We start from the raw sequence: 18,345 nt of genomic DNA, 5'->3' as shown, positions 1-18,345 counted from the left end.
GTCCCGAGCAGACTGACTAGAACGGAGACGGTTACATGGAATTATACTCCGGACCTTACGTCTAGAGTTTTCCAATTTGGCCATCCTAATATCTAAATATTGGAAATCTGCATGAGGGGTGATGAGATGACGGAAATCGATTATAGTAGAGAGATAGAAACCATTGTCTTGCAAAGGATGAGTGCGGTGAACCGACGACAAACAAGGGAATTGTGGACGAAGCCGGTACCGGAGACCAAATATCTGAATGCGGAAAATGTGGCCCGGTACCGTTTGATTCTCCGGCTTTTCTATGAAAATCACAGCAAGTTGAAATATTGGCTGAAACCAGAAGAAGTCTACGCTGGCGTAATGAGTTGGGGGCTGCTGGACGGTTACTCTTTGGAACAGTGTCAAAGGGACTTGGAAACACTGGCCGAATGGAAAAATCTGACCAGCCGTCATGACGGTGGCAGGGCGACAACCATCGAAGAGTACCTGCGCAAGCGATTCCGATATCAAATGACACCGTACACCATCGAGATTGAGCGGATGCTGGAGAATCTGGAAAACATTCAGGGCTATGGAGGCTCACTGGAGCCGACTCTTCTGGAACGGTTATTGGGTTATATCAAGCGGGTTCGGGAGACTCCGGAATGGGCGGATGGGGAAGCCTTGCAGCTGTGGCGGGATTTGCAAAACTCATTTCGCCAACTGCATGAAAACGCATCAGATTATTTGGCGAGCCTGCAGACCGGGAAAGCGGAAGAGTTGATGCTTACGGAGCAGTTTCTTGTCTTTAAAGACACGTTGACTCACTATCTGCGCAACTTTGTCATCGGGCTGCAGCGCTACGGGGGACAGTTGGAAGCAACCCTGCAGGAGACAGACCCGGAAGTCTGGCAGGTTTTTCTTAACGCGGTGGTAACCGATGAAGCAAGGATGCCGTCGTTCGAAGAGTCAATCACGGTTGAAGAACGGATGGATCGCCGACGGGAGGAGTGGTCTATCTTCGTCCAGTGGTTTACGGGAAACGTCAATGAGAGAAGTGACGTGATCTTTCTGGAACGGGCGACGAAGGACAGCATTGCCAAAATGCTGAAGTATGCGTTGGCGATTCAGGAGAAATACAAGTGGGGAATCAGCCGCAAACGGGAACTGGATTATTTGGGGCAGTGGTTTTTGAGCTTGGAAGACGTGGAAGATGCACACCGTCTCGGCGCTTATACGTTTGGTCTTTATCGAACGCGGCATTTCCAGGGAGAAGGGGAGCGAACCTCCGATTCGGCCGATCTGTCAATGTGGGACGAGATACCTGTCATTCGGGAGTTGAAATCGCGCAGCCGAATCCAAAGAAAGACGGGCGAAACCGAGGCGATTCGTGACCGGAAAGAGCAGCAGCAAAAAGCCAGGCAAGCGTTTCTTGCGGGAAAAGCGTCTGAGGATGAGATTCTGAGAAAATGGGTCGGGATGGGCGAATTTTCCATGAGTGAGCTGGAGCGGTTGACCCTGCTGGAACGCAAGTTCCTGTTACTGTGGATCGGCCGGTGCATGGCAAGCCGTTCGCGAAAGATCCGGACACCCGACGGATTGGAAATTCGCCTGCTGGAGCCCAAAAACGGTGCACGGGCAAAATTGGTCTTTGAAGACGGAGTGTTGGATTTGCCTGACTTCCGAATGTTTTTAAAAGAGGTGACCGCACAGTGAGACGAATCCGAAAGATTGCAGGCGGTACACAAGAACGGGTGAGAGCGGAGCTGCAGCAGGCTGCCCAGGCGCTTTTGAACCGGCCCTGGATTACGAAGCGGAAAGACCCGGAGATGTTTTTGCTGGTCAAGAGTCATTACGAGAAATTGCGGGATTGGTTTCACGACAATGCGGGTTTTTCTCTGATCGTCACGCGCAGTTTTGCCAAGTTGGAGAAAATCCCCGGTTCTTACCAACCGTGGATGCGAATCGAAACTTTTCACGGTCCCAGGGATTACGCTCTGTTTGCATATGGACTGTGGTATCTGGAAGGACGGGGAGAAGCGGAACAATTTTTGCTGTCCGAAATGGTGGACGCTATCCGCGAACACTTGCTGTCTCTGGATGTCAATCTGGACTGGACTCTTTACGAACATCGCCTGTCCATGGCCCGGGCGTTAAAGAAACTGAGGGAGTTGGAAGTGCTCGTTGCCGTGGAAGGGGAGGAATCGGATTGGGCCCGGGAGGGAGGCAATCACAACGTGTTGTACGAGGCTTCCCCGATGGCCCGATATGTGCTGCGCCGGTTTCCGAAAGACCTGACGGAGTACCGATCCATGGAGGAATTGATTGCTCCGGCCGAACAGGTTCTCCCGGCGGCCGCCGATTCCGCGACCGGTTCGGATGTGCAGGCCAGAAGACATAAAATTTTTCGCCGGTTGATGCAGGAACCTGTTGTGTATGACTGGCAGTGGTCGGACGAAGAGCGGAGGTATGTCCAGACCCAAAGGTCCTGGTTGATCGAGCAGATGCGGAACATGTTAAACCTTGAGGGGCGGCGTTTCCGGGAGGGACTGTTGTTCGCTTGGACGGATGTCACCGGAGAGATGGAGTTGTTTCCGACTCTGGCAGGAGAGTCGGATCTGTTGATGCTGCTGGCCGGCGAAATTCGCCGGATATTGCACAAGAGCCCCGGGATTTTTGAGAAAGACGAACATGGCAATTTGCTGCTTACAAGAGCCGAGTTTGAGGGGATTCTGAGCCGATTGAAAGAGTATCATGGCGATTATTGGAGCAAGGGACACCGTGAGAAGACGAGCAGTTTCCTGGCGGATCAACTGATTGCCCATTTGCGGGAGTGGAATTTAGGTATGCAAGCGGGAGTCCATACCGTCAAGCTTTATCCGGCGTTCATGCGCTGGAACGGAACCTACGACTGGAAGGAGAAGGCCGAATAAAATGACTGAGAACAGATGGGTGATGAACCGAGCGGGCGTTCTGAATTTTTGGTTCTACTCGGACGAAGTATTCGAACTGTCTGACGGAAGGCTGATTTTTCGGGGAGCGAACGGCTCCGGAAAATCGGTGACCATGCAAAGTTTCCTGCCGCTGGTTTTGGACGGGGACAAGCGTCCCTCAAGGCTGGATCCGTTCGGTTCGAGAGACCGGAAGATCGAATATTACCTGCTGGGAGAGACGGAAAGCGGGATTCAGGACCGGACGGGATACTTGTACCTGGAGTTTCGGCAACCTGAATCAAACAGGTTCCTGACGGTAGGGATCGGTTTGCGGGCCAGACGAGGGGCCGCGCAAGTGGGATTCTGGGGGTTTGCCATCACCGACCAGCGGAGAATTGGCAAGGACCTGTTTTTGTATGATTGGAATTTGTTCGAAAAACATGGCCAGAAAGTACCTTTGGATCGGGCAGAATTGGAACAGGCAATCGGCGACGGTGGGAAAGTGGTCCGCGAACAGGGTGAATACTGCCAGCTGGTGAATCAATTGCTGTTTGGCTTTGCGGACCTGGAGGCGTACAAAGACCTGCTGGAGTTGATGATCCAACTTCGTTCGCCTAAGTTATCGAAAGATTTCAAGCCTTCCACGATCTACGGCATTCTGAATGACGCTCTGCCTCCTCTAAGCGACGAGGACTTGCGCCCTCTTGCCGAAATCATCGAGGATATGGACGAAATTGGGGATCGTTTGGACGAATTGCGGATGCACCGAACGGAGGCGCAGAAACTGGTTCATGCTTACGACCAGTATAACGAGATGCGACTGTTTGAGCTCTCAGCCAACGCTTTGCAGGACGAGACGGAACGAAAACAAAAAGCGGCGGAAGTACTTGAACAGGAGCAGATCTGGAACGGGTTGCAGGAAGAAGCGCAACAGACCCAAGCTTTGTTGAATGCCTCCAAGCAGGAACTGCTGCAAACAGAGACCGAAATCGACCACTTGAACCGCTCGGAAGCGATGGAAAAACAGCACGAATTGAAGACCGCGCAGGATCGCCTTGCGGAGACGCAGGAGGAAATTGAGCGTACGAACGGGCGGATTGACGGTTTGGAGCGGGATAAGCAGAAGAAGGAGGAAAGGGTGGAAAAGGTTCAGGTAGAATTGGCAAAATACCTGGACGAGCAGAGGGAATTGCGGAATGAAATGGATGCTCTCTCGCGGGAGATCGAATTTCAGGATCACGATTTCTATGAACGGCAATGGGCAAACGATGGCCAACCGGCGGACGAAAGACTTTGGACCGGCTGGAAACGGGATGTGGCAGGTTACAGGCAAGAACTTAAAGAAATTCACGAGCATTGCGTTTATGAAAGGGAGTTGGCCGCCAAGGCGAGTGAGGCGGAGCAAAGCATGAGTGTGGCGCGTGAGAACAGGGATGCGGCCGAACGGTTGATGCATGCAAAGGAGGAAGCACTGCGAGAGGCGATCATCCGGCACGAAGACTCGCTGCTTGCGTGGCACAAAGGGCTCCAGCGGTTGCCTGTGGCGGAGGAGACGTTCCGAACCGTGCTTCACCGGCTGCAAAGGTACCCGGAACTGTCTTACGACGAGATTGTGGAACCTTTCAAATCGGCGGCGGAGCAGGCTTTTGCAGAGATTACAGCCCAAAGGCTGACCGCGGAACACGAAATGAATTTGCGAGTACAACTGCTGGAACAGTTGCGGAGCGAGCTGCAAGCTTGGCGTGAACATCGGGAACCGGAACCGGAACGTTCCGAGGCTCGTACACGTTCCCGCAAGCGCAAAATGGAGTCGGAAAAACAGCCCGGCGCGCCATTGTATGCTCTCTGTGAATTTCGCCCACATGTGGACGAGCGGACAAAAGCGGTGCTGGAAACCGTGCTGCATCGTTCCGGACTGCTGGACGCCTGGATTTCATCCGATGCGGTAGAAGTCCTGGAACAGGAAGAGGAGGTTTGGATCAAGCCGTCGCCCGTTTGGTTCGGCCATACGTTGGCCGATTATCTTGAGCCCACCCCCTCTGCCGAAAGCGGTTTGACCGCACAACAGGTGGAAGAAGTATTGCGAACCATTCAAATCGGACAGGGCGACGGGAACGGCGCCTTTATCACCGAAACAGGCCAGTTTGTGCTGGGGCCGTTGACCGGGCAAACGGCCGGCAAGGAACGGGCGGAGTGGATCGGGGCGGAAGCCCGCAAACAAGCAAGACTTGCCGAAATCAAGAGGTTGGAAGAACAGATTCAGGCTGTCGAACGGGAATTCGATAATAGCCGCGGACAAATCCGGAAACTTCAGGAAGAGTCGGAACGTATCCGGCAAGAACTGGCAGCCCTGCCTGCAGATGATGAGTTGCGGGCCGCTGGCCGGGCTTTGCACAATGCGAAAGCCGATTGGGAACATGCCCAAAAAGTGGAGACGGAATGCAGCGACAAATACAAAGAAGCGGCCCGAAAATGGCGGGATCAACAGCGGACGGTTCTGGAGAAAACGGCAAAGTGGTCCCGTTTGAAAAAGGAAAAAGATTTCCGGGAAGCACTGGACATCCTGCAAGACTATGAACGCCAGGGACTGAGCCTAAAATCGTCTCTGGCGGTTCTGGGAAGGATACGACAAGAGGCCCGCCAATTGGAAGAAGAACTCCAGACAGCAGCGGATCGCATCGCTTCCGAACAGGAGCATCTGGATGTGCTTGCGGCACGGGAAACACAGTTTTCGGCAGCGGTTCAGTCCCTGACTAAACTGGTGCAGGAATTGGGTGTCTATGACGTATTCCAACGATTGCAAGAGCTTAAGGAGCAGCGTTCCGGGCTAAATGCGACCATTGACCGGTGCAACACGGAATTGCGCCGGCTGGACGGGGAACTCGGAGCCGCGGAAGAACGACTGCGGCAAAAACGGACGGAACTGGAACAAAGTGAACAACAATTGCAAAAGTCCATTCAAAACTGGCAATACGAATGGAAACTGGGGCTCGTTGAATTTGAGCCGGAACATCCGTTGAGAACGGCCGCGACGGATAAGGCGGAAGAAATTCTAAAGACGGCGCAAGCCGTCCGTAACCTTTTCCGCTCGCGCTATGAATCCCGGAGAAGAGAGCAGCTGCTCAATCAATTGCAGGAAACGTTCGTTTTGGCGAAAAACGCGCTTCTTGATTACTCTTTGGCGCAACGTTATGAGGAAACCGGGGAGCGGATTTTTATCGAGTCATTGCGGGACCGTACCCAGCCCTGGACGCCCCGCATGCTGCTGAATGAGCTGTTGCGCATGGAAGAGGAACAACGTCTGCTGATTGAAGAGAAGGATCGGGAGTTGTACGAGCAAATCCTGATTCACAGTGTCGGGCGGGCGATCAAGGACAAGATCAACCGGGCCGAGCAGTGGGTCAAGGAAATGAACCGTTTTATGGAAAGCCGAAAGACCTCCAGCGGATTGGTTCTGTCGCTTGAGTGGACGCCAAGGGCCGCCCGCAACGAAAGGGAAATGGATACGGAAAAATTGGTCCGTTTGCTGCGGAAAAATCCGAACACGCTGCTTCCGGAAGAAATCGAACAAATGGTGGAGCATTTCCGTTCGAGAATCCGTTGGGCCAAGGAAGACGCGGTGGAGGGAGAAGGATTGCGCAAGTGGATGCAAGAGTTGCTCGATTACCGGAATTGGTTCGCGTTCACACTGTATTTCCGCAAGGGGAGCCAACCATGGCGGGAGTTGACCGATTCACGCTTTAATGTAATGAGCGGCGGCGAGAAGGCAATGGCCATGTACATTCCACTCTTTGCCGCTACCGACTCCCGGTACAAGGATTCCCGTTCCGATGCCCCCCGCCTGATCACATTAGATGAAGCGTTCGCAGGAGTTGACGATGAGAATATGCGGGACATGTTCCAACTGCTCACCGATATGAGATTCGATTATATGATGACAAGCCAGGTGCTCTGGGGCTGCTACGACACAGTCCCCTCGCTTTCCATCTATGAAGTTTACCGTCCGCAGGACGTGGATTTCGTTACCCTGATTCCGTACTACTGGAACGGCGTTCAGAGACGCATGATGGAAGATGGTGACTGGGAGGCCGTTAAGGAAGTGGCTGCCGCCAGATTTGACGGGTGAGAGCAGGCACTCACCTGCGTCCGCTGCCGGGGCGAATGCCAAATTTTCTTTAGATGGGGGAGAAGAGCACGGTGAGTCCTTCGGGTACAAACACGGAATGCCTGGACTTTCTAAGGCAACCTGGTCTGCAAAGAATGTGGCCGCTGGTCCGGAAGAAATACGAAAGCTACGGGCGGGTCGCAGGTACGATCCACCTCTCCGGATTGCGAGAGGAAGAACGGGAAGCGCTTGAGGGATTGTTTGCGACGAATATGTTGGGCAGGACCGATTTCAGGTTCCGTCTTGCCGAACTTGAAAAGGTGTTGCAAGAAACGAGGTTTCGTTTGTCCGTTGAGGATTGTCTCCGTCTGCTCTATGGAGAGGAATGGATCACCAAGCGGGAACAGAGAGAAACCGAAAAGAGGGCATGGGAACGGTTTTGCCGCTGGGCTGCCCGTTTTGCAAGGAAAGAAGAGTTGAAGATCTGGATCGAACAGTTAAGGGCAGGATCTGGGGGCGGTTACCGGGTGTTTCTCGAATGTTACAGGGATTACTGTGAGAGAGGGAACAGTCCGGCCTGGGCAACTGCGCTAAGCGCTCTGGAACAGTTGCCGGCATGCAATGAACGGTTGCCTGTTTTTGCGGCACGGACGACGGGCGACCCGCACGGCCTCGACCGTTCGACCCTAGCAGGGAGAATCTTTTATTGGGGCATGACAGCTTTGCAATACCGGTACCGGCAGGGATCGGAACCGGGCATACAAGAACCGGGCATACAAGAACCCGGCAGGACTGCCCCGCAGGAAGACGGTTTCGAAGAAACGCCATCAACGGATGAAGCGGATCCGATTTCTGACAACTCATTGGAGAGTGTTTCCCAAAGTGAGGTCATCAGGGCGCAGTACGCGTTCTCCGGGATTGTTTTGGATGACATAAGCTCGATTGTTTGGGTGGCGGGATGGGGAGAATACGCAAAAGACCCGGTGGCATTGCCGCTGCTGACCGTCGACCGCCTTGACACAGCCAGATTGCCTTCCGTATCAGAGGTTTTTGTGGTGGAGAACCCGTCCATTTTCGGCGTATTGGTGGATTGGGGATCTCTAACAGGATCTCCATTGCCGTTTCCGCTTCTCTGCACAAGCGGTCAACCCTCCTTGGCCGCTCTGAGGTTGCTGGACAAGATTACGGATGAGCAGTCCAGGATTCATTACAGCGGAGATTTTGACGTGAAAGGTTTGACCATGGCGACCGGTCTTTTGCAAAGGTACGGAAACCGGTTTGCTCCCTGGCGATTGGATGCCGAGACTTATCGGGACGCCATTCGGGGTGATCTCCCCTCTTTTTCGGAGGCAGAGATTCAGGCTCTTGAGCGTATGGAGGTACCTTGGGATGATCGGCTTTTGAAAGTTATGCGGGAATCGGGAAGGAAAGTTTTTCAGGAGCAGATTCTGGATTTGCTGTTGGCTGATTGGAAAGCCATGAGATTGGGGTAGGGAAACCTTTTGAACTGGAGGAATAGTAATGGAGCGAACAAAACGTTCCCGGCTTAAGGGGCGGAAAACCGGAGTATTGGATTTGGAATACGAGAATCGAGTCAAATTGGAGAAACTATTCGAGGAAGCGTTGGAACGGATCGACAGGGGACATCTCAAAAAGGCAGTAAAGCTGCTTCAAACGGCCCTGGAAATTTCACCGGAATATGTGCCTGCTTACATTGGACTTGCGATTCTATCATTGCAAAAGGAAGATATGGCCGGGTTCGAGGAGCAGATGCGGCAGGCGTATGAACACGCTACCGATGAAGATGAGAAGGTCATGGTTATGATTACGAAATCGCAAATGCTTCTGGACTATGAGGAGCCGGAAAAAGCTTTGCAAGTATTGGAGGAATGTCAGGAAAAGCATCCTGGCCATTCCCTTCATCTTAATACTTCCTTTGTACAAGTTTATCTGGAACTGGGCAGGGAAGAAGAAGCGTGGGATCTTGTGCAATCTGCCATCCCTTCGCTTGAAGCACAGCATGCTGACCATTTCCCCCAGTTCATGAACTGGATCTTTCTGATGATTGAACTGGAGAAGTGGAACTTATGGGGAAAAATACAGACTCGTGTCAAGCAGTTTCTGAAAACGATCAAAGAGGAGGAAGATCGATCGAGAATTCTGGAAGCTCTGCTGGAACAGCACGGTGAATACTTCGCAGCGGTTCGCTATCGGGAGGCGGAGCTGTTTGCCGATTTGGCCCATTATCTGGATCCCACGAACCCCTTTTTATTTGAAGTCCGCAAAGAAACTCGGGAAATGGTTCTACTGGAAAGAGAACTCGAGCGCATGCAGAATGATGATGATCTGTTTCCATTGGTTCAACTGCAGGCTGTGGAATGGTTTTATGAGGATGTGCTGGATCAGGATGAATTCTCGGAACTGATGGATGCCATTCCCCCTGACGTGCTCGAAGAACTGGAAACGATGAACGAGGAATACGCCGCCGGGATTCTCAGACTGAAAAAGAAATTTCCGCTGCTGTACAAGCATTATCAGGAAAGTTGGGACGAACTGTTTGAGGAAAAGGCAGCCGGTCTGAATCGTGAGGCAAGACGGCGATTGAAATAGAGTTTTGCAACCGTTCGGTTTTTCCTGCCATGGTGTATAATAATGGCATGGAGGTGTTGGAATGAGCATTACAAAGTTTGAACCTGATACGAAATATTCCTATAGAGATTATTTAAGATGGAATGACGATCAACGGTGGGAATTGATCGACGGTATCCCTCACAACATGACTCCAGCCCCTTCCACAAAGCATCAGATTATTTTAAGGGAATTATTGGTTGAATTCGCCGTTTATCTTCGGGGGAAACCCTGCGAAGTGTTCGGAGCCCCCTTTGATGTAAGGCTTTCTGCCAGTGAACAAAATGAAGAAATATTCAATGTCGTGCAACCGGATATATCGGTTGTTTGCGACAAGAAGAAAATAGATGAAAAAGGTTGTAAAGGCGCTCCGGATTTGATTGTTGAGATTTTGTCTCCCTCCACTGCAAAGAAAGACAAAGCCACAAAGAAAAAACTATATGAAACCTATGGTGTCAAAGAATATTGGGTGCTGGACCCCCTGAACGAAAATATTGAGGTCTTTGTTTTAAACGAAGCAAAGTATGGAGAAAGTCAAATATACGGGAAGGATGATCAATTAAAAGTCAGTATATTTGAAGACCTTACGATTGATTTAGACTCGATATTTGGCAAAGAGTAAAAACGACCTTAACCGAAAGGTCGTTTTTTCGTTACTTTTAACGGGTTTATCTGATCCATTCCAAGAGAATACTAGAAACAATTACCTATTGATAGAGGTGACAGCCAGTGCAGATTATTGTGGATCAATACGGATACGGAGTCCGAAAAATCAGTGAGAGATTGGTCATCCGGGACAAAGATCGGAAAATCGTCCAAGAAACCCCGTTTTTTGATATTGACGATGTGATTATTGCATCCCGTGGTGTCTCGATTTCCTCAGATGTAGTCGAATTCTGTGCGGAACATGGAATCCCGATTCATTTTCTGTCTTATAAAGGGGATCCGTTTGCGAAATTGGTATCCCCCAGTCTTCAGGCAACAATTGCCACACGAAGGGCCCAGCTTCAGGCTTACAACGATCATCGGGCGGTGGTCATCAGCAAACATTTTGTCGGCGCCAAAATAAGGGCTCAATTGAACCTGATCAAATATTGGGCCAAAAACAGAAGAGAAAGCGCGAGCGACCTCCACGCGCTTTTTGAAGACACAAGCATGAAACTGGAACGGAATTTGGAGGACCTCAACCGGTTGCACGGAAACGATATCGACGAAGTAAGGGGAACTTTGCTTTCGATTGAAGGGCGGTCCGCATACTTGTATTGGGAAGTAGTGAAGAAACTTCTGAAACCGGGACTGGGCTTTCCTGGACGGGATCACCGGGGAGCGTCCGATCCTGTCAATATGGTGCTCAATTACGGTTACGGCTGTCTCCAAAATGAAATCAGCAAAGCAATTTTGTTGGCGGGTCTTGAGGAATGCGCCGGTTTTCTGCATGTAGACCGATCCGGGCGACCCTCGTTCGTTTTGGATTTCATGGAAGAATTCCGGCAGCCGATTGTGGATCGGACGGTATTGTCCCTTTTTACGAAAGGGTTCTCTCCAAAGATGGAGGAGGAGGGACTGAGCAGGGAAAGCCGGCAGGCCATTGTCCAAGCGATCAAGGAACGGCTGGAAAGCAAAGACCGCTACGAAGGCAAGAGATACCAGTTGAAAACGATCATTCAAAGGCAAGCCTATCACCTTGCCACGTTCTTGCGTGAAGGGCGGGAATACAAGCCGTTTGTGTGGAGTTGGTGAGCCGTGCAGGTGTTGGTGATTTATGACGTGGAAAACGATCGTGTCAGGTTGAAAGTGGCGAATGCATGCAAAGACTACGGTCTGCAACGGGTTCAGTACAGCGCTTTCAAGGGAGAGCTAACGGGTAACCGAATGGAAGAACTGTTTTTTCGGCTGAAAAAAATCCTTGGTGTTGATGTAGGAAATATCCAAATGTATCCGATGTGTGACAAAGATCTGAAACGAGCGAGGGAGATAGAGAATGTCTCAATCATGTGAGGCTTTCGAACAAGGCCATAAGATCGAGCTTAATGTGACAGACTTGAAGCAATACCTGTATTGTCCCCGTATTCCCTATTATTTCTATGTAATGCCGGTGCCAAGGCCCATTACCTACAAAATGCAGCATGGTGTCCAGGAACATGTGGAGTTGGACAGGCTCGAAAAGAGACGGGGTTATCGCTCTTACGGACTGACTGAGGGAAAGAGGCTGTTTCACCTGCAATTGAAGAGTGAAACCCTGGGATTATATGGAAAACCCGACCTGGTTATTACATACGAGAAGAAGGGAGTTACCCAGTATCTGCCGGTAGAATTCAAGCATACGGAAAAAGGTCTTTTTACGAATGCCAAATATCAATTGGCTGCCTACGCGATGCTGTTGGAAGAGCATTTCCAGGTGCCGGTTTGTGAGGGAATCGTTTATCAAATTCCCACAAAGGCTTACAACATCATCAAGATCACCGACCCGATGCGAAAGCACGTAAAGGATTCGTTGTCCGCGATCCGACGAATGATGCTGGAGGAGACGTTCCCTGAGCCAAAGTCCCGTTCCCGTTGTACGGACTGCGAATACAGGAGGTACTGCAATGACATTTACTAATGATGAGTGTATTCGAGTTCTTGCAAAAGCGATCCGGGAACGAAAGCAAGTCCTGTACATCGGAAGTCACCATCTGCTTATTCAACAACGGAAAAGCCAACTCCTCCATGCTGCCGGCGGTTATATTGGAATCCATTGGACAACTCTGAACCAGCTTGCCGATCGAATTATCCAGGCGGGAGGAAAGGCATACGTCCGGATTGATCAGGGAATCCGGCAGGATCTTATGGAAAGTATGTTACTGAAGCTTGAGGCAGAAGGCAAGGTACCCCGCTTGCAAACGGGATTGCATCATGCGGGAATGTACAAATCGGTCGCTTTGTGGATCGAGGATTTGGAGAAAGGACGGGGGGAGGAGTGGGACCTCTTTTTATCAACGGTCAAAGAATCGGTCTTGCAGGAATTACGCAAAGTCTATGAAACCTATCTTGCGTGCGTTCGCCAAAAGGAATTTCCCTATAAGGAAACGGAGCAAGTTTTCCGAATTGCCAGTGAGATTCTTGAGACGTCGAATCACCTGAAGGAAATATTGACTGATGTCATTGTAATAGAAGGTGCCTTTCCGGATACACCTGGGGCCAAACTTTTTCTTGAATGCATTAGGAAGATGGCTCCCGAGTCCATTCTGCTGTCCCCCGTTTCAACAGATCTGTCCACCAAGGCCGACAAGGTTCGATTTCTATTTGGGGCCACCGTGTATGAAGAAGTTCGTTCGGTGGTTGCCGATATTGTGACTCAACTGAATATAGGAGTTTCGAAAAATGAGATCTTGGTTGTATCACCGAATCCTTATTATTCCCAATGGGTCAAACGGGAACTTCGGGCACAAGGGTTGTCTGTACAGGGTGACAGGACAACCCCGCTGCTGCATCTGCCTGTCGCCCAAAGAATTTTGTCATTGTTGCAGTTGAAGAAGAACGATTGGGAGAGAGGCTCCCTTTTAAAATGTGCCCGTCTACACCCAACAATAGCGGGACTCACCGAGGAAGACGCTGCTTGGGGACGTGAACGCATTGAGGAATCAGGAGTCCGGTCGGGATTTCACAATTGGAGCGCTCTTTTTCGGGGACATGCCGCCAGAAGCACCATACGTTTGGAATATTTAAATGGCGAGGCAGAGGCTGAACAAGTTGAGCGACGTCAAATGTATGCGGAAAAGTGGATCCGCTTTTTGTACCGGTTGAACAGTTGGGTTCAATCGATACCTGCATCTGACACCTGGACGAGCTATCTTGATCAGGGCCTCCTCCTGATTGACCTGGATCAAAAGGCGGCATTCCGATTACGGTTCAATGCTCTGCTGATGCTGGAGTATGAAGGGGTACGGAATTGTTTAAGGACCAGGCGTGAAATTGCAACAGCTTTTGCGGCGGAAGGTGAACGGCAGATTTCATTGGAACGATTTGTGAAATGGTTTCGTGAACGGCTTTCCACATTCCAATTGACGGTAGGAAGGGAAGAGGATGGTATTCGGGTGTGTCAACCGGATGAAATCTACGGGGGTGCATTCTCGACTGTTTATGTACTGGGTCTTGTGGAAGATTTGTGGCCTCGTTCGTTTGACCCGCACTGGATCTGGGACTTATGCAAGAGGGAGACGGAGGGTACTGGTCTAATGGTTCCTGGTGCTGATGAACAGGAAGCTGATGATCGCCGGTTCTTTGAATGGGCGGTTGAGAGTGGACAAAAGGATATCGTACTTTCCGGGCCGATCCGGGGAGAGCGCGGTCACACGACAGTCATTTCACGGTATGTTACAGACTGGTTAGGCGAACAGGAGCGCGAGGTAAGCCCGAAGATGCTCTTTACTACCGGAAACGACCGAAAGGGTTACGTCAAAAAGGGAGAGGCACAGGTACAACAGCCCCAATTTTTCCATCCGCAAACTCCTCTGCATGTAACGGGAATCAATCAGTACGCAAAATGTCCCTTTAAGTTTTTCGCACAAAGTGTATTGTCAGTAAGGGAGAAGACGGTTCGGAAAGATGGCTTCTTGCCGGTCGATGTGGGAAGTATTGCCCACGAAGTTCTGCGGAAGTTGATCACGGAACCAGTCTTGACGACAGAAGAACTTATGGACAGGACGGAGGAACTGTTGGATGAGAGATTGCAGCAGTTCGCGGGGAGGTATGGATTCTCCGGGCCGAAATGGGAAGGGCAATGCCGGATTCTGAAGCGGGATTTGCTTGAATTCGTGGCAGCCGAAGCGAACTTATTGCTTCAAACAGAAGGAATCAAACAGATGGCAGAGTGGGGATTCGGCAGTGTGCATGCGGAGAAAATGGATGCGGCATCTACCCCGGCCCCCCTTATTATAAAAAGTGGAGACCGGGAAGTTCGGATCACGGGCATGATCGACCGGGTGGATCAAAGCGAAGAAGGATTTTCTGTTGTAGACTACAAACTTTCATCGAGTCCAACGAGGCGTGATGTCGAAGAGGGACGCGAGTTCCAACTGGCTTTGTACTTGATCGGGTACCTTTCACTGGTTCAGAACGGCAAACGACCGCTCGGAGGGCGGTTTGCCGTTCTGCGGGATCCTGGCAAGGGAGGGAGCATCGAATTTGAGACATGGGATCAATTTCATGAGTTCAGGGAAAGGATCACAGGGCAACTATTTGATCTTGTAAAGCGCATGGAGCAAGGCGATACGGCACCACGCCCACGCGAGTTGTCCGAATGCAGACGTTGTTCTTACCGTGGTGTTTGCAGACGGGACGAATATGCACAGAGAGGTGCATTGTATGAGCAAATTGACTGAATCGCAACAGATGGCGGTTGAAGCAAAAGATGCGCGAATCCTTGTGTCGGCGGGAGCGGGTTCCGGAAAAACCCGGGTTTTGGTGGAAAGAATTTGTCACCTCGTACAGGAACGGGGAGTCTCGGCAAACAGGATCCTCGCTCTTACTTTTACCGACCAGGCAGCCCTGGAAATGAAACAACGGGTCGAACAGAAGCTGGGTCATACGGACGCAACGATTCTTACTTTTCATCGCTTTTGTGGCAGAATTGTCAGGGAAAATCCGCTGCTGGCGGATGTGGATCCCGCTTTTGCGTTAATCGACGAAGCCACGGCACGTCAGTTATTGCGGGATCTGGTGAACCGGCTCATTTATGATTCGGGGTTTAGTAACGTACTGCAGTGGGTGGAAACCTGCGGTCTGGATGAGTCCTCTGAACTACTTCTGACTTTGTATGAACAGTGGCGGGAACGGCCTTGGGATATCGACTTCTTACGCGAAAAAACGGAAACTGCGATTGAGGCATACCGTACGGTTCAATGGGAAGAGGTAAAGACGGTGATCAACCGGTTGAAAAGACTGCATCATTCGGGAACTGTGACAGCTGCTGGAACAGTTTCCCGTATGCGGACGATTTTGTCTGCGTGGGAGCAATTTCCCCAGACTGACTGGCACTCGCCTGCTTCATGCCAAACTTCGGCTTCCCCGGAATCGGAAAGGGTCATCCGAGCAATTTTTTCGGAAGTTTCAAGGAATGTGGCAAAAGAAGCCAAGCCACTCTTTGAGCAATTGGCGGTGTGGAAGAACGAGCGGCTTTGGAAGGAGTTGCTCAAGGATCAAACAGATGCTATCCGGCAGGAGTTTCTGACTCTGTTGGAACTCTTGGATTCCGCTTATCGCCAGTTGAAAGAGGAACACGGGTGGTGTGACTTTGCGGATTTGCAAAGGAAAGCGTACCATGTGCTGAGGCAGTCCCAGGTAACACGAGCCAAATACGGGAAGCTTTACAACCACATTTTAGTCGATGAATTTCAAGACACGAGTCCTATCCAGCAGTCGGTATTGGAATTGTTGGAGGAGGGAGCGCAAGGGGAAACTTCCCTCTTTATGGTAGGGGATATGAGACAGTCGATCTATCGCTTTCGCGGGGCGGACGTCAGAGGATTCGAACGGGTACGCAATCAGCTTGGGGAATCCGATGCGTATATTCAACTGCGCGAAAACTTCCGGTCCTGCGCCTCTTTGGTTGCTTTTGTGTCAGACATGACAAAAACTTTGTTTGGCGATAAGGGGGCGATTGCGGGAATTGAGGTACCGGTGGATGAGGAACCCATCATAGAACTCCTGATCCCTGTTCTTGACGGTGAAGAAGACACACGCCAAGCAGAAGCGGACATGGTTGCCAAACGGATACTGGAAACGGGCCATGCTATGTGGGGACACATTGCGATTCTCTTGCAGACACGGACACATCTTGCGAAATATCTTAAGGCATTGGAAAAGTACGGAATCCCGTATGTTGTATACGAAGACCGTGGCTATTGGGAACGCCAGGAAGTCCAGGATTTGTATCATCTTTTGCGCTTGGTTGAGAATCCGGGAAATGATCTTGCCTTACTGGGATACTTGCGGGGACCGTTGGTCGGCCTGACGGATAACGGGCTGTGGAGGCTTGCGGAAAATGTTGGACTCGGGAAAGGATTTTTAAACTTTGATGCGGGCGCCGAAAGCCAATTGTCTGACGAGGACAAGGCACGGTTGGCAAAGGCTTACGATCTTCTTTTATGGTTACGGACTCGCTATGACGAAATGGGATTGGCCGACTGGATTTACGCGGTGCTCTACGAAGAAGGAATAGCCGAAAGGCTGGGTGGGGCGAGCTTTGACAGGATTGTTCGCATGGCGGAGGAGTCCGAAAAGCGAGGCGAAATTCATCTGTCCGATTTGCTGGCATGGTGGGATCGCGTTATCGAGCAAAACGAAAAGGACGGGGATTCTGGAAGCCATTTTCCCAAAGGGGCGGTTCGGATCATGACCATCCATGCGGCGAAGGGACTCCAGTTTCCCATCGTCTTTGTTCCGGATCTCACACACCGTTTTACGACTGGTATGGGACGGCTCCATCTCAGCGATGCCTGGGGATTGACCGCAAAATATTACGATGAGAATGAGAAATCCTGGCGGCCTTCCCTAAGTTATGCGAAAGCCGTTGAAGAAGAGAAAACAGCCATGACCTCCGAGCAAATGCGGTTATTCTACGTGGCAGTCACTAGGGCTCAGGAACGGTTAATTCTCTCCGGAGCGGCTTCTGCTTTCTCGGAGAAGGAGTCTTTGCAGGAATGCTCCAACTGGTTTGACTGGCTGCCGTTTCTGATTCCGGAGTTGCGGGAAGGCGGATTGCGGCAAGGGATTATTGAGGGGAATGGATGGAAGCTTCGGATTCGGAACGACATTCCTGTGGTTCCAAGAGTGCGATTCCGGGAAGAACATGGAAACGACAATTTAAGGGATGGGCTTGTGCATCGGAAAGACGGGGATGGGCAAATTGGATTACAGACCACGAGATTCACGGCTTCACCTAATTTGATTCATTCATCGGGAAAAGTGAATTTGTCAAGATTGTCTCAATCCTCCCGGCTTTGGAGTGTGACGGACTGGGTAGACCTTCTGTCCGGGGAGAAGGCATCCGACTCTTGTTCTCCTATCAGAATTGGCAGGCGTAATAACAGGCAGGCCACCCTTGAAGGGCATGAGTGGGGACATGTGCTTCATTCTGTCTTGGAGCATTTGAGGCGTGATGATGATATGGAAACGATTCACTCGCGACATTTAAAAGCGGCTCTGGCTTCTATGGGCATTACCGGTTCAAATGTGGCTGAACTTGCTTGGGAGAGACTGGGGCGAGATATCGAGACTTATCTCAACAGTGACATTCATGCCGAGTGTCGGAAAGCTTCAACTGCTTACAGTGAACTTCCGTTTGCTGTTCGATTGTTCGGGGAGGAATTCGGATTGCTCTTGAACGGGGTAATCGACAAAGTATGGCTGCGTTCTGATGGGGGTGCGACTGTGGTAGACTTCAAAACGCACGGATGCCGGAGCCAAAAGGAAGTTCAACAAGTGATTCAGCGGTATACACCGCAAGTTCAGTTGTACGTTCACGTAGTGGAGAAGCTTCTGGGATGGAACGTTGACCGGGCAGGGTTGTATTTGACGTCGAAGGGGACTTTTGTGGAAGTGCCTTCTGATCAGGGGGAAAGGGAAAGATTGTTGGAGCGGATGTATTGGATGGGCAGAAGAAAGTGGAAGTGAATGGGGAAACTCAATAGCTGAAAGAAATGGAGTCCAAATCTAGAAAATTGTGGT

The 18,345-nt window shown here is 50.9% G+C and carries 11 protein-coding genes; all 11 read left to right on the top strand.

The genetic code is table 11. The annotated features are described in order from the left end of the window. The first annotated feature begins 126 nt into the window (after nt 1-126). The gene (locus ACFO8Q_RS19570; protein ID WP_380028217.1) at nt 127-1,686 is read left to right on the top strand and encodes a TIGR02677 family protein; all 1,560 of its coding nucleotides are present in this window, start codon (nt 127-129) and stop codon (nt 1,684-1,686) included. Then, nucleotides 1,683-2,903 (top strand): TIGR02678 family protein, encoded by a 1,221-nt coding sequence (locus tag ACFO8Q_RS19565; RefSeq protein ID WP_380028214.1) that lies wholly within the window; start codon nt 1,683-1,685, stop codon nt 2,901-2,903. The genes ACFO8Q_RS19570 and ACFO8Q_RS19565 overlap by 4 nt, the downstream gene beginning before the upstream one ends. Before the next feature lies 1 nt (nt 2,904). Continuing rightward, complete coding sequence (locus ACFO8Q_RS19560) at nt 2,905-7,029, top strand: TIGR02680 family protein (RefSeq protein ID WP_380028212.1); 4,125 nt, start codon at nt 2,905-2,907, stop codon at nt 7,027-7,029. A gap of 71 nt (nt 7,030-7,100) precedes the next feature. Continuing rightward, nucleotides 7,101-8,501: a TIGR02679 family protein gene (locus ACFO8Q_RS19555; RefSeq protein WP_380028210.1), complete on the top strand. Its 1,401-nt coding sequence runs from the start codon at nt 7,101-7,103 to the stop codon at nt 8,499-8,501. A gap of 28 nt (nt 8,502-8,529) precedes the next feature. Continuing rightward, nucleotides 8,530-9,618, top strand: coding sequence for a tetratricopeptide repeat protein (locus ACFO8Q_RS19550; RefSeq protein ID WP_380028208.1), 1,089 nt, complete (start codon nt 8,530-8,532; stop codon nt 9,616-9,618). Nucleotides 9,619-9,679: 61 nt separating this feature from the next. After that, nucleotides 9,680-10,258 carry a Uma2 family endonuclease gene (locus tag ACFO8Q_RS19545; RefSeq protein WP_380028206.1) on the top strand — a complete coding sequence of 193 codons (579 nt, stop codon included), beginning with the start codon at nt 9,680-9,682 and terminating at the stop codon, nt 10,256-10,258. Nucleotides 10,259-10,365: 107 nt separating this feature from the next. After that, a complete protein-coding gene (cas1, locus tag ACFO8Q_RS19540) occupies nt 10,366-11,376 on the top strand; it encodes a CRISPR-associated endonuclease Cas1 (protein WP_380028204.1) in 1,011 nt (336 codons plus the stop codon). A 3-nt stretch (nt 11,377-11,379) separates the two neighbouring features. Next, nucleotides 11,380-11,634: a CRISPR-associated endonuclease Cas2 gene (gene cas2 / locus ACFO8Q_RS19535; protein WP_380028202.1), complete on the top strand. Its 255-nt coding sequence runs from the start codon at nt 11,380-11,382 to the stop codon at nt 11,632-11,634. Continuing rightward, nucleotides 11,618-12,238 carry a CRISPR-associated protein Cas4 gene (gene cas4 / locus ACFO8Q_RS19530; protein ID WP_380028200.1) on the top strand — a complete coding sequence of 207 codons (621 nt, stop codon included), beginning with the start codon at nt 11,618-11,620 and terminating at the stop codon, nt 12,236-12,238. The genes cas2 and cas4 overlap by 17 nt, the downstream gene beginning before the upstream one ends. After that, entirely contained in the window at nt 12,225-14,999 is a 2,775-nt protein-coding gene (locus tag ACFO8Q_RS19525; protein ID WP_380028198.1) for a PD-(D/E)XK nuclease family protein, read from the top strand. The genes cas4 and ACFO8Q_RS19525 overlap by 14 nt, the downstream gene beginning before the upstream one ends. Then, complete coding sequence (locus ACFO8Q_RS19520) at nt 14,983-18,291, top strand: UvrD-helicase domain-containing protein (RefSeq protein ID WP_380028195.1); 3,309 nt, start codon at nt 14,983-14,985, stop codon at nt 18,289-18,291. Before ACFO8Q_RS19525 ends, ACFO8Q_RS19520 begins: the two co-directional genes overlap by 17 nt. Nucleotides 18,292-18,345: the final 54 nt, after the last annotated feature.

Origin of the sequence: Effusibacillus consociatus (genome assembly GCF_042652925.1) — a bacterium.
Lineage (GTDB): Bacteria > Bacillota > Bacilli > Tumebacillales > Effusibacillaceae > Effusibacillus > Effusibacillus consociatus.
The sequence above is the reverse complement of the archived record's forward strand: the minus strand, read 5'-3'. Positions and strand labels throughout refer to the sequence as shown.